The organism is Pedobacter sp. AC190, from assembly GCF_979258025.1.
In genome coordinates this window covers 5,052,704-5,066,935 of sequence record NZ_OZ409824.1, presented here as the reverse complement: position 1 = coordinate 5,066,935, position 14,232 = coordinate 5,052,704, and the positions used below count along the sequence as shown (strand labels likewise).

Sequence of the window (14,232 nt, the reverse complement as noted above, 5' to 3'; positions counted from 1 at the left end):
AGAAATTAACTTGCGAAGTTTAATAGCCGTTTTTATGTAAAAATGTTAACGAATTATATAAATTTATTCTTTTTTTTATTTTGAGCCTGCGCTTGATTATAACTTTTATGAAAATAAAGCCACTAAATAATGAACAGAATGACAAGCCCTTATTATTTTGGTAATTAAACTAAAGCGTTTAAATTGTAGCAGAAAAAATGTTGCAGCGAATATGCAATCCACATCTATTTAAATAGAAAATTTAAGGTCTTTTATGAAGCGTGTTAGAGCCATAGTGATTGATGACGATAAACTGGTTTTGTTTATTCATCAAATTATGATTGAAGATTGCCAACCAGTTTGGGATACAGATTATTTCCCTGATGCGAGTTCGGCTTTAGAGTTTTTAAAATTAAGAGCTTCATTAAAGATAAGCTTTCTTGTTTTTTTAGATATAAATATGCCTGGAGTGAGCGGTTGGGATATGCTCGATGAAATCGAAAAAAATCCTTTTAAAGAACAGATTTTTGTGGTTTTATTAACTTCATCTGATAATCAGAGCGATAAAATTAAAGCAGGCTCGTATAAAAACGTTAAAGCCTATTTAACAAAACCTTTTAAAACAAAAGACTTTGCCGAACTTAAAGCAAACGAAGCACTTTCCGTTTTCTTTAATAATAGTTTAATTAAACAACCAGCTTCGAAAAGTTAAGTTTTTAATAGATGTTATTTGTATTTATCGTCGTATTATTATAGTTTTGAAATTAGGATATAATAAACAGTTGATGTTTCGTTAACTGCTCCATTAGATGCGCCTGTTTGCTTTGAATAGAACTTACCTTTATTAAGGCTCGATTTTATTCATCTAAGGCCAATTGTCGTGTTTATTGTATAAATGGCGAAGATGACATAATCTTTTACCTTTGTTTATATAACTTTAGGTAGATTTTTACTGCTTCTTTGCAAAAACTTAAGCCCATTTTAATTAATGGGCTTTTTTTGTTTTAAGGGTCTTTTTGCTTCAATAAATGAAATAAAAAAACGGGCAAAAAACAAAACTGTTTTAATGCCCGTTATCTAAATTAACGCTCTCGAATCGAAAATAAAGTTATTACATGATGTTTCCAAATTTTGGCTATAAATTTATTTTTCTTTACTAAATCTTAACAAAATGTATTTGCTAAGGTTTTTTAAGGTAATTTTCTATAACTATTTCGAGCTCAGGTAATAGTGGTCTTTCGCTAAAATTTGTAAGCTTGTGTTGTGCCGAATTATACTTTTCTATATAGGTTGCATCTAAAGAATTAAATTTAAGATAGCCTTGTTCAAAGTAACGTTCTTGTATTTCGGTAGAAGTATCCATAGAACGAAACCATAACTTTACCAGAGAATCGGAAAGTTTATCTAAGAATAACCAATGGTACAGTTCAGAAGCATCAGCATGATCTGCTAAATCCATTCTTTGAATTTCCATTATAATTATATCAGTATTTTCAAAAAAGTATAGGGTTTTGAATTTTGGTAACATAGCCGCAAAAATATCAACTGCTTTTGATTTTGAGCGTTTTATTTTTGAACATTTTTTTATTTGTATCCAATTTAATTTAATAAAATGATCCCATTTGCAAATTTATTTTAATGCTATAAAATAATAATGTGTTTTTGCTTAGAAATAAATTTAACTTGTAGCAGTTTACTAGATACTTAATAAAAAAGCCTTAAATAGAATTCTATTTAAGGCTTTTTGGTTTTCTTTACTGAAGATTATAATGTTTTAATCTTAATATTTCTCCACTGGCTCGAACCAGGATGTTCTTGTAGCGCAATTTTACCTTTTGCTACTTTAGCGAAGTTAGAAAACGAAGATTCTTTAAACTTGCTGTTTTGAACCAATTTATTCCATTCTTCACTACCAATTTGTCCATCAAATGTTTTTGTTCCGTTAAGATAGAAAGTTAGGTGGCCTTTATTTTGTATTAATCTTACCTGGTTCCATTCGCCTACGGGTTTAGGTTTAGATACAGAAGCATTACCCGACATGTCGTACAAACAACCAGCAAGGTGATTTTCTTTTTTATTATCTTGCGCATCAACATTATCAAGTACCTGCATTTCAGGGCCTGTTAAATAGGTTGCGTAAAATTTTGGATCTTCCTGAATGTCGAAAATAATACCGCTATTACCACCTTTAGATATTTTCCACTCCAGATTTAATTCGTAATTTTCGTACTCTTCGTTAGTTACAATATCGCCACCGCCGTTTTTCGGTTTCGACGGGTCGAAAACAATTGCACCATTTTGTACAGTCCATTTTGAACCTACAGTATCACGAAGGTAAGTATGCCAACCTTTTGTGGTTTTACCATCGAACAATAACTTCCAGCCGTTTTTAACCTCTTTTTTGGTCAAGGTATTCGGTGTTTGAGCCATGCTTGCGCCATATAAAAGCACAAATGCAGCAAAAAATAACAATGTTTTTTTCATCAGTATTCGTTTTTTATTTCGAATGTAATATAATTTATATTTTTCTGATAAAGTGCGTTTAAACTGTTACAAATCGTTTTAGTACAGTTGCGTTTTACTTATAAGATCTTAGAATATTAAAGGTATGATCAAAGTCTTCGTTATTGATATTTGTAAAACTTGGCATCGATAATTTATGCAGCACTAAAAAATTTAACAAGCTTTTAATGGCTTGATTAACTTTCTCGATTTCATTATTGCTTTTCAAAGCATCTATTTCCATTAATCTAAAGCTTATTTCTAATGTGTTAAACTTATGATCTTGTGCTAAAGTTATTCCTCTGGTTATTTCGAGTAAAGCGTTTGGGTAGTTACCTGTGTGATTTAAAAAGTTAGCTTTAGCTAGAATATATACACCCTCAATATACGAGCTATAGTAAATTTTTTCGTTGTCGATAGCCTTTTCGAGGTACTGAATAATTCTTTGCGCTTTTTTATTCTGATTAAGCTTGATATAGGTTTGCGCTAACATTACCAGCAAAAAAGGAGGGAAAATTGATGATCGTAAATAAAATAGGCCTGGATATTTTTTTAATATTGCAGTTAAAAATTTTAAGCAACCTTTATAATTTTTATCGGCAAACAAAACAATTAAAACTAATCTGTAACAGATAATTTCTGCACTAGTTATTTCAATATTTCTGTAAACTCCACTATTGTTAACTTGTTCGCAAAGATTATCAATTTTCTCATTAAGTATTTTGCTGTTGCTTGGTTTGTTTTGTAAAAGGTTAGAGAAGAATAAAATGAAATCGTAAGGATTGATGGGAAATAATTCTGCCAGTTTTTTGCCGTTTCTTTTAAGAAGTTGCATACTTTCCGTTAATCCAGCTTTATCTATATCGATAACGTTTATGCTACTTTCAATAACATTAAGCATAATTTGGATATCCTCATCAAATACCTTTTCAGAGATCTTTTTAATACATTCTTTGTAGTTTTTACTCATTAACCTACTCATAACCATTAAATCGATAAAATTCATATCGATGGTTTGTGCGTTAAAGTTAGAGCTTGCTTTACTTAGTTCGAATAAGGCTACATCGCAAATAAAATCGAAAGCCTTGTTTTTTTCTGTATTAGAAAATGGTAATTGAAAAATATAGCTTAGGGTCTTTATCTCATTTCTATTTACGCAAAACCTAATGCTCCAGTTTAGCATGTAGTTTCTTAAGTCAGGCTGATTAGAATAGGAAGTTAAAATTTCTTCAAAAAAGGCTTTATTGGGTTTAAATTGGAATTTTTCGGTTAATTGAAGGAATAAAAAATAAGTGTAAATATCATTGTTTAAAAACCTTATAATTTCGGTTGGAATAGAAGTTGTTAACCTTTTTTCTTCAATTAAAATACCACTGTAAATAAGTTCCTGATAAGATTCCTGATAGTTTTTAATATAACTAAGGATATTTTCTTTGGCAACGCGATGACAAATGTTTCCTTTGGATATACTTCCGCTTACTTCCTTTAAAATAAAAGTTTTCTCGGTACTGTTTTTCGATAGAAAGATTTTATTTTCTAAAAAATAGTTGATCAGTTCGTAACATAAAATAGGATTAATAAGCTTATGCGATGAATTTTCTTGCTTGAGTTTATAATAGATTTGCAGCCAAAATGGTGTTCTAAACTGTTCGAGTAAACTGTGATGGACTTCATCTTCTTTTACTACTTTTCCTTCAATGCAGCTTAAAGTAAATAAAATCTCCTCTTTATTTAACGGCGGAACATTTGTGTTTTTGTCGTCATCAAAAAATAAACCTTTATACCATACCTTTGTTAAAAATGCCGAGCCAGTTATTGCAGGTTGCAGATTTACCCAGTTATTTACCCGTAATCCTAATACAATTTTAACAAAATCGCTTTCTTCAATACTGAATAAAAAATGGGTAAATGTTTTAAAAAATTTAATGTTTGATAAAAACTGATCAATACCATCAATTATTAATATAAATCGGCCTTTCGCATTTTTTTGATCTTTTTTAAAATGAGCAATAAGTTCGCTAACACCCGCAAATTTAAGCTCCTTATAAAACCAATCTTTTAATGTTAAGCCATTCTGAATAATGTCGTTGATGGTTCCAGCATTAATAAGGAGAACAATATCCTTTTTATAAATCGCATCTTCGCCATAAAAAAAATGTTCTACCAGGTGTGCCAGAAGGATTGATTTTCCCTGACCAGGCTGGGCACTAATTGTTGTAAACTGGTAGTTGTTTTTTAAAAAATAATTAAAATCGGCATATAAAAAACTTCGGTTAGCCGTAGCATCGAAAGGAACGCCAGAACTGTTCTTTTTTGCAATTAAAGAAATTTCGGTAATGGCCTGGCACTTTAACTTTAAATCCTGCCAAATGTCATTAACATCAGCGGTTTCATTCTCTTTGTCTTTGCAAAACGATTCCCAATCTACAAATCCAATATACTGCGACAAGCTATTTAATGTAAATAACGAAAATTTATGTACAGTTTGTGCGAAGCCAAAGAACCGTTTCACCGTGGTTTCGCTGACGTAATTTTTAGTTTCCTTAAAGATAAGCTCCGAAATTGTCTTACAATGGGCGGGATCAATATTTCTTAAACCCGATTTTATAAGAACGAACTTCCTTAGTTGAGAGAGCAATTCGTTTGTATTCATTAATAGAGGATGATAATACGAATGTCACTAAAATTATGCAATAGCGGAAATCATTTAGGTAACAAAATACCTATGAACAAAATGAATGAGCTTTTAAGATAATAAATGAACGGTAATGGATAAAACTGAGTGCATATTGCTGACGTAGATTTGAAATGACAAACAAAAGCACTCTTTAGGGGGATGTTTTTTTTGCTCACATAATCAACCCTAAAAACGCCTGACATGATGAAAAACTTTACCTACCCATCCCCATTGGGAAAACTGTGTATTGTTCAATTAATTACACTCCTTTTAATAACGCTGATTTATCAGAAATCGTATAGTCAAACAAAAGTTTATGCAAATGAAGTAAGTTCGGTAACTGGTAATGGTCAATCATCATTAACTGGTTGTGGTACACTTGGCCTTGGCGCTTGTTTTACACCCACGGTAGAAAATTCTGCAAACGCTATAACTTCAGATCCTTTAACATTTGCTACTGTAAAATCCTCGGGTGGTTTAGCACTTGGATTGGGTGCTTATGCAGGGGAAATAGAACTTAAGTTTCCGAATACAATTCCTGCTGGAACCACATCTTATGTTCGAATAAGTACTGATACAACTTTGTTAAACCAATTATTGGGTGGAAATTTAGGTGGATTGCTGTCTGGTGTAGTTGGTGGTGTCGCTTTAGGTAATCATTCTATCGAAGTTGGGGCAAGAAATACTGCTGGAACAACTGTTTTAAGTGGTTCTAGCACAGGTGTTTTTACGAGTTCGAACTTAAGGTTGTTAAGGGGTGCTGACGGTTTTTTTTATGTAGCGCTACGGCCAACACAAGATTATGACAGGGTTTATGTTAGAGACGTAACCAGTGCATTATTATTAGGTACATTGAATAACACAAGGGTTTATAATGCTTTTTATACCAGTGGAGTTGATTCGTGCGCACCAGCTTTCGCCACAGGATTTGAAGGGAATGGCATAACGCTCGATGTTTTAGGCTTAGGCAAAGCAGGTGTAACTAATCCAAGTTATGCCATTGATGCCAACCAAAATAATTACTCAGAATTAAGTTTAGGTGCATTAGGAGTTGCAGGATCAATTAGTCAGAATTTTTATTTTGATACGCCTTCCAATGTAGGAGACGATATAAATTTGAGATTTAGTGCTTCATCGGCACTGCTTAATGCGGGCGTATTAAGCCGCTTGTCGGTTATTGCATATAACGGGGGCGCTCAGGTTTTTTCTCAATCAGCATCTACGCTATTAAGTGTCGATTTACTGGCATTGCTTAATAACGGTCAGCCAGTAACCGTTCCATTTTCTCCAGGTGTAGCATTTGATCGGGTTGAGGTAAGATTGTCGTCCTTATTAAATGTTAATTTAACACAAACGATTTTAATTTACGGCTTAACAAGATCATCTGGCAGGCCAACATTTGTTTTGCCAGCTAGTAATAACGTTGCCGCTTGCTATAACGGAACAGCTGCTTTAACTGCTACAACCTTAAATACTAATGAATTAATTTGGTACGATGTCATACAAGGTGGCACTGCTTTAGCGGTAACACCTTTTAATGGTACTTATACTACACCAGCTTTAACAGCAAATAAAACTTATTACGTAGCCACTAGAAGGATTAATTGTTTACAGGAATCGGGGCGGGTACCAATTATCGTTACGGTAAATCCAGCAATTGTTTTTAATGCAAGTACTTTAGCAAACGGCACTAATGGATTTCAATATACCAAACAAATTGATGCTGCGACAGGTGGAACTCCAGGTTTTACATATACTATTACAAGTGGAAGTGCTTTACCTTCAGGATTAGCTTTATCGTCTAGCGGATTAATTTCTGGAACACCAACCGTTACAGGAACTTTCCCTTTTTCTATAACGGCAACCGACAGTAAAGGGTGTGCAACGACAGCTAACTTTACAATTGTAGTTACTGCTGCATTAGTGCTTACACCAGGTAATTTGCCAAATGGAGTTACTGGCACTACTTATTCGCCACAAATTATTCCTGCAGCTACGGGCGGAACAGAACCTTATGTTTATTCGGCAATAAATTTGCCTCCAGGTTTAACTTTCGATCCATCGACCAGACAAGTAAGCGGAACACCAACTCAAGTTGGTACATATACTATTCCCATAACAGTAACCGACGCCAATGGAAATAGTGTAACTTCTGGATTTAACGTTAAAATTACTAATCCATTGGTATTGCCAGCAGCGGTTTTGGCCAATGGTACAACAGGCAACCCTTATCCTGCGCAGGTTATTCCGTCGGCAACAGGTGGAACAGGACCTTATGTGTATGCCGCTACTAATCTGCCTCCAGGTTTGGTGTTTAATGCAGCAAATCAAGAGATTACGGGTACACCTTCTGCGGCTGGTACCTATACTTTTCCTGTTACGGTTACTGATGCAGATGGTAAAACTATAACCACAAATTATACAATTGTTGTAACCGATCCACTTGTTTTGCCATCAGCTGTACTTGCTGATGGAAGTGAAGGAGTTGTTTATGTCAGCCAAACTCTGCCATCTGCAACTGGCGGTGTAAGTCCATATATTTATTCAGCCACAGGCTTACCTCCAGGATTAACATTTAATCCCACATCACGTGAGATTACCGGAACTCCGAGTCAAAGTGGTAATTATACAATTTCTTTAAGGGTGATTGATGCTCAGAATAATACTGCATCTAATACTTATCCTCTAAAAGTTATTGGTTTATTATCGTTACCAACGGCAACGCTTCCAAGTGGCATTGTCGGTAATGTTTATCCTACGCAAACATTACCAACTGTAACGGGCGGCACAGGGCCTTATAGTTATTTGGCCACCAATTTGCCTCCAGGTTTAAATTTTAATACAAGCACAAGGGAAATAACGGGTACGCCTACTTTAGGAGGGACATTTGTAATTTCATTAACTGCATCAGATGCAAACAACAATAGAGTTAATACCGATTATACAATCGTTGTTAATGTTAATCAGCCTGCAATTGCTAGTGTAGCAATTTGTGTTGGCAAAACAGCTACCTTAAGTGTTAGCAACCTTCAAAGTGGTGTTACCTATAATTGGTACGCATCAACTGGTAATACGCCTTTGGCTACAAATAATAATGGGGTTTTTGTAACATCAGTTTTAAATGCACCCACAACTTTTTATGCAGAAGCTATTTCTGGTACTGCTGTGAGTGCGAGAACGGCTGTGGCAGTTTCTATTAATCCAGCGGCGAATCCCGCTGTTGTAACAACAAATAATCAGACCATCAACTCAGGACAAACCACCACATTAGTTGCAACAGCTGATGCTGGGGATACAATAAAATGGTATGATGCTCCAAGCGGTGGAACTGAATTAGCAACAGGTTCAAATTACACAACACCGTCATTATTAACTACAACTACTTTTTATGTTGAAACAACAAATGCTAGTGGTTGTGTAAGCAGTAATAGAGTGGCTGTTACAGTTACTGTTATTACTGGCGGTGGAAATGCAAATTGTAATTTTGCAAATGCACAAAATACAGGTATTGTTGGGATATGTGTTTTATGTGGCATTACTGGAGCGGGAAACTCAACGGATACGGATCCTAATAATTTCACAAGAATTTCATTAGCTGTAGGTGCTTTAGCTACAGGATATCAACAATTAATATTTCCTTCTTTAGGAGCAGCTACCGATAGCGTTCGTTTAGATTTAGGTTTACCAACAGGATTACTGGATCTATCCGTTTTGAGCAATATTACCGTAAATGTACTAAATGGTACAACACTGGTTAGCAGCTACAGGTTAAATTCGTCAACATTAAGGCTAGCATTATTAGGTGGCACAAGGTTTAAAGCTACTCTACCTGCAGGAGGCGTTTTTGATCGAGTGGAACTTCGATTTGGCGGATTAGTATCAGCTATTAGCAGTTTAGATATCTATGGTGCAACAATTGTTTATCCAGCGCCAACCATTATCAGCGGTTCACAAACAATTTGCTCGGGGGCAATCGCGAACTTATCCGCTACAGCCAATGGCGGTACAAATTTGAAATGGTATGATGCAGCTACTGGAGGGAATCTTCTGGCAACAGGTGAGAACTTTAACACCCCAGCTTTAACTTCTACAACTATTTATTATATCGAAGTAGCCAAAGGAACTTGTCCAAATTCGGATAGAATTCCTGTTGTGGTTACTGTAATTCCAGCAATTACAACACCTGTTTTAGCACCAATAGCAAATGTTTGTTCAGGTTCTGTTGCAACGCTTTCTGTTAGCAATCCAGATCCAGCCTTAACTTATAACTGGTATACGACTTTAGCAGGTGTAACACCAGTTTTTACAGGTAGTGTTTTTGTAACTCCAGGTTTAAATAACAATATAACTTATTATTTAGAGGCAGCAAATGGAAGCTGCGCTAGTGCAAACAGAGTTGCTGCAAATGTTAATGTTAACCCGTTACCTGTAACACCGACGGTAACGGTTTCATCTTCAACTGTAAACGCTGGTCAAACATCAACTTTAAATGCCAGTTCTTCTGAAAGTGGAGTAACCTTTAATTGGTATGATTCTGCTAGTGCTACCAATCCGATTTATAGTGGAGCAACATTTGTTACACCACCTTTAACGACTACTACAAGTTATTTTGTGGAGGCTGTTTCCGCTGCAGGCTGTCCTTCAGCAAGTCGTGTAGGTGTAACAATAACTGTTAATGGAACTGGTACACCCATAGGGATACCTTGTGAAGTTGCCTCAACTCAAATAAATGGCGTAACAGGAGTGGCATTGCTTTCTGGAGTATTTAATGCTGGACTTGCCATAGATAACGATGCACAAACAGCTTCCTCTTTAGTTATGCCTATAGGCGCACTTGGAGCCTCCGTACATCAAACTTTATATTTTAGTAGCTTATCCAGCGTGGGCGATACTTTAAGTGTCTTAGTTTCATTTCCTCAAAGTATTTTATCAGTCGGAGTTTTAAATAATATATCTATAACAACATACAATGGAGCAACATCAAATAACGATGCCACTTTGTTAAGCAGCAATTTACTAAACGTTCAGTTGTTAAATGGAAATACACAGGCATTAATAACTTTAATCCCATCTGCTGCTTTTAATGGCGCAGAACTTCGTTTAAATTCGGGAGTTGCCAGCGCATTAACCTCAGTTAACCTGAATTATATGCAACGTAGTTTGCTTGCACCAACAGTTGTATCATCGAATGTTAGCGGTTGTATTGGCGTAGCGGCATCGCTTCAGGTTTTAAATCCAATTCCTGGAGTTACCTATAGATGGTTTGATGCAGCTCAGAATGCAGTTTTCGATGGACCGATTTATTCGACCCAACCTTTAACCGCCGATGCAAAATTTTATGTCGCAATTGTTTCTGCATCAGGTTGTGTTAGTGCAAAAACCGAAGTTGATGTAATTGCACAGCCTGCGCCAGCTACACCAGAATTATTATCTCCTATAGTAAATGCATGTTTTGGAAGTACTATTATTTTACAGGTTAAAAATCCTGTTAATGGCATTATCTACAAATGGTACGATGCTAATAATAATTCTGCAGGGCCAGATGGCACAACGTTAACTGTATCTCCACTAGTAAATACAGTTTACCAACTTGAAGCTGTAAATAGTTGTGGATTAGCATCGGCAAAAGTGCCAGCAACTGTAAACATCGGCGCTACTCCTAATGCACCAGTAATAACCCCAACTTCAGCAACCATTGTTTCAGGTACAACAGCAGTACTAACGGCAACCACTTCGATAGTTGGTGCTACGGTGAACTGGTATAGTGATGCTTCATTAACTACATCAGTATACACAGGAAATGTATTTATTACACCAGTTTTAACGGCAAATACAACCTATTATGTAACTACAACTGTTGCTGGATGTGGAACTTCAATACCAGTCCTGGCAACTGTAACCGTTACTCCAGCTACGCCAGGCACAACCAATTGCGGAATTGCCAACACTACTTTAGAAACTAATGTTGTTGGTGTAAATGCAGGGGCTGGGGTATTTAACCCAGGTGCTGCGATTGATAATGATATTAATACAGGTTCGATATTATTTATACCAGCAGGAGTATTAAATACTTCAGTTTACCATCGATTAGGTTTTGCAGGTGGTTTATCAAATGTTGGAGATACTTTGAGAATTAAAATTTCATCTCCAGGTAATTTATTATCAACTGCGGTATTACCTAATATAACTTTGACAACCTACAACGGTTCTACATCGAACTTAGATGCCGTTTCTCTGAACAGCCAGCTAATTGATTTAGATCTTGCTGCTAACGGAAGTGAAGCAACAATTGTCTTTCTACCTTCGAAACAGTTTGATGGTGTTCAACTTAGCCTAAATTCTGGCCTTGTAGGAGTTTTAACATCAATCAATTTTAATTATGCGCAACGTTCTATTACAGCGCCGGAAGTGAGTTCGGCAACTGCTAGTAGTTGCGTAGGCTCATCTGCTGTTTTAAGTGTTAATAATCCGAAACCAAATACAGTTTATAAATGGTATCAGGGTAACGTTTATCAAGCAGGAAAAGATGGAGCAACTTTTTTAACTGATGCAACGTTAACCGCTGGAAGTTATGATTTCTTTGTAACTGCTACTGGAAACAATGGTTGCGAGACTGCAAAAGTAAAAGTTGTTGTAACCATTACACCACCGCCTGCGGCTCCATTACCATCAACAACAAACCCTGTGGCAACCTGTATAAATGCCCCTGTAACTTTAAGCGTTCAACCTGTTGCTGGCATAGCCTACAATTGGTATAGTGCAGCTGCGGGAGGTAGTTTATTGGTTAGTAACAGCAGTAGTTTTACAACAAATGCAAATTTATTACCTGGAACGTACACATACTATGTTGAAGCGCAAACAGGCTCAGGTTGTACTAATTCATTAAGAACACCAGTTACAATTACTGTAAATCAAAATGCGTTGGCATCAGATATTCAGGTTGCTGGAAATACAAATTTATGTAATGCCAGTACAACTGTGCTTACTGCCAGTAGTTTAACGGTTGCTAATCCAATATTTACCTGGTATAGCGATGCATCATTAATCAATGTGGTTAATGTCGGTGCTACATTTACTACGCCTCAAATAACTTCAAATGCAACATATTATGTAACGGTAAGTGGCGACGATCGTTGTGCTAATTCTGTAGGAAATGCTGCAGTTATAAATGTTGGTATTAATCCTATTGCGGTTGCAACAGATATTAATGTATCGAGTACAGCAACTCAATGTGCTGGCTCATCAGCTACACTGGTTGCGAGTTCTTCAGTGCCAAATGCAGTATTTACCTGGTATAGCGATGCAGCTTTAACCAACATAGCTTTCTCTGGAGCATCGTTTACCACACCGATTTTAACTACAGGAACAACTTATTATGTTACAGTTAAAGGTGATGGGAAATGCGAAAATACAGCAGCTACAGCAAAAGCGGTAACAGTAGCTGTTAATCCTTTATCAAATGCAAACGATATTAATATTAGTGGTACACTAACCGTTTGTAAAAACTCTACTGTAGCATTATCGGCTTCATCGACAACGGTTACTAATCCAGTATTTACCTGGTATAGCGATGCAGCCTTGACCACGGTAGTTTATTCAGGAGCATCATTTACAACACCAGCGTTAACTACAACAACTACTTATTATGTTACCGTAAAAGGCGATAATAGTTGTGCAAACAGCGCAGCAAATTCCAAAGTTGTTACTGTTACAGTAAGAGATTATGCAACTGCTGCCGACATTACGCTGAATAGTGCCCAAATATGTTCAGGTTCGTCCGTAACTTTAATGGCTTCTAGTTTAACCGTAACACAGCCAGTATTTACCTGGTATAGCGATGCATCTTTAACCGTTCCAATATTCACTGGGCCATCTTACAATGTTTCGGTTGCCACAACTACTAATTTTTATGTAACCGTTAAAGGCGCAAACAAGTGCGAAAACGGTGTAGCCGATGCGAAACTTGTAACCGTTACCGTTAATCCTTTAGCAACAACTACAGATATAATCGTATCGGGAACTACGGCAGTATGTACCAGCTCAGCAGCGGTTTTATCAGCCTCATCCACAACAGTAACCAATCCAGTATTTACCTGGTATAGTGATGCGGCACTTACTAATATATCTTTTGTAGGTCCAGTCTTCACAACATCTATTTTAAATGCTGGAAGCACTTATTATGTAACCGTAAAAGGCGATAATAAATGCGAAAATGCTCCAGGTAACGCAAGGGCAATTCCAGTAACCGTTTTACCAATTCCTGTTGCCCCAACTTTAATAAGTGCAGCAAACGGAATAATTTGTGTAGGGAGCACAACAGTTTTGAATGTTACCTCGCCAGATCCAACCTTAACTTATAGATGGTATGCAACGAGTTCGGGTGGCACTTCATTAGGTCAGGGAAGTACTTTTGTAACACCAGCATTGGCCGCAACAACTATTTTTTATGTAGAAAGTGTTAATTCTTCAGGCTGTGCAAGTGCTTCGAGAACGCCAGTTACCATTACCGTATTACCTATTATAGCTGTACCAATTGTAAGAGTAGAAACTACAACTCCAAATAGCGTAAGTTTTGCTTGGAATGCTGTTAGCGGGGCTTTAGGTTACGAAGTATCAACAAATAACGGAGCAACTTGGCAGGTATCTAATGGTGCAACAAGCCATTTAATAACGGGCTTAAAACCAAATGAAAGCGTTACGTTAGTTGTTCGGGCATTAGGCCAGATTGGGTGTCAAACAAGTGCTAATTCAATACCTGTACCAGGGAAAGCATCCAATCCACTTGGAAATCAAATTTATATTCCAAATGTATTTACCCCTAATAATGATGGTAAAAATGACGTATTTCTAGTTTACGGAACAACTATAGCTTCTGTTAAAATGAATATTTATACCCAGTGGGGACAACTAATTTTCCAAGTTAACTCAATCACTTCGGGATGGGACGGTACTTTTAAAGGTGTTGCGCAACCAAGTGGTGTATATGTTTATATGATCGAAGCAGAATCATCAGACGGAACAAAAGTGATTAAAAAAGGTACAGTAACTCTAATCAGATAATTAACAGCTTTAAA

At 36.3% G+C, this 14,232-nt stretch carries 5 protein-coding genes; 2 read left to right on the top strand and 3 right to left on the bottom strand.

Translation table 11 applies throughout. The features are described from left to right. Positions 1–253 precede the first annotated feature (253 nt). Positions 254–691 (top strand): response regulator, encoded by a 438-nt coding sequence (locus tag ACZZZI_RS22015; protein ID WP_463491430.1) that lies wholly within the window; start codon positions 254–256, stop codon positions 689–691. Positions 692–1,159: 468 nt separating this feature from the next. On the opposite strand, the gene ACZZZI_RS22010 is transcribed toward ACZZZI_RS22015, so the two are convergent. The 3 genes from ACZZZI_RS22010 to ACZZZI_RS22000 all read right to left on the bottom strand — a co-directional run bounded on the left by ACZZZI_RS22010 (position 1,160) and on the right by ACZZZI_RS22000 (position 5,134). Further along, positions 1,160–1,453 carry a hypothetical protein gene (locus ACZZZI_RS22010; RefSeq protein WP_316756887.1) on the bottom strand — a complete coding sequence of 98 codons (294 nt, stop codon included), beginning with the start codon at positions 1,451–1,453 and terminating at the stop codon, positions 1,160–1,162. Positions 1,454–1,743: 290 nt separating this feature from the next. Further along, complete coding sequence (locus ACZZZI_RS22005; protein WP_463491428.1) at positions 1,744–2,463, bottom strand: 3-keto-disaccharide hydrolase; 720 nt, start codon at positions 2,461–2,463, stop codon at positions 1,744–1,746. 94 nt (positions 2,464–2,557) lie between these two features. Beyond that, a complete protein-coding gene (locus ACZZZI_RS22000; RefSeq protein ID WP_463491426.1) occupies positions 2,558–5,134 on the bottom strand; it encodes a tetratricopeptide repeat protein in 2,577 nt (858 codons plus the stop codon). A gap of 225 nt (positions 5,135–5,359) precedes the next feature. On the opposite strand from ACZZZI_RS22000, the gene ACZZZI_RS21995 reads away from it, so the two are divergent. Continuing rightward, entirely contained in the window at positions 5,360–14,218 is an 8,859-nt protein-coding gene (locus ACZZZI_RS21995) for an Ig-like domain-containing protein (protein ID WP_463491424.1), read from the top strand. The last annotated feature ends 14 nt before the right edge of the window (positions 14,219–14,232 follow it).

Coding starts and splice junctions, on each gene's coding strand:
- ACZZZI_RS22000 (WP_463491426.1), bottom strand. CDS start 5,134: ATGAATACAAACGAATTGCTCTCTCAACTAAGGAAGTTCGTTCTTATA.
- ACZZZI_RS22015 (WP_463491430.1), top strand. CDS start 254: ATGAAGCGTGTTAGAGCCATAGTGATTGATGACGATAAACTGGTTTTG.
- ACZZZI_RS21995 (WP_463491424.1), top strand. CDS start 5,360: ATGATGAAAAACTTTACCTACCCATCCCCATTGGGAAAACTGTGTATT.
- ACZZZI_RS22005 (WP_463491428.1), bottom strand. CDS start 2,463: ATGAAAAAAACATTGTTATTTTTTGCTGCATTTGTGCTTTTATATGGC.
- ACZZZI_RS22010 (WP_316756887.1), bottom strand. CDS start 1,453: ATGGAAATTCAAAGAATGGATTTAGCAGATCATGCTGATGCTTCTGAA.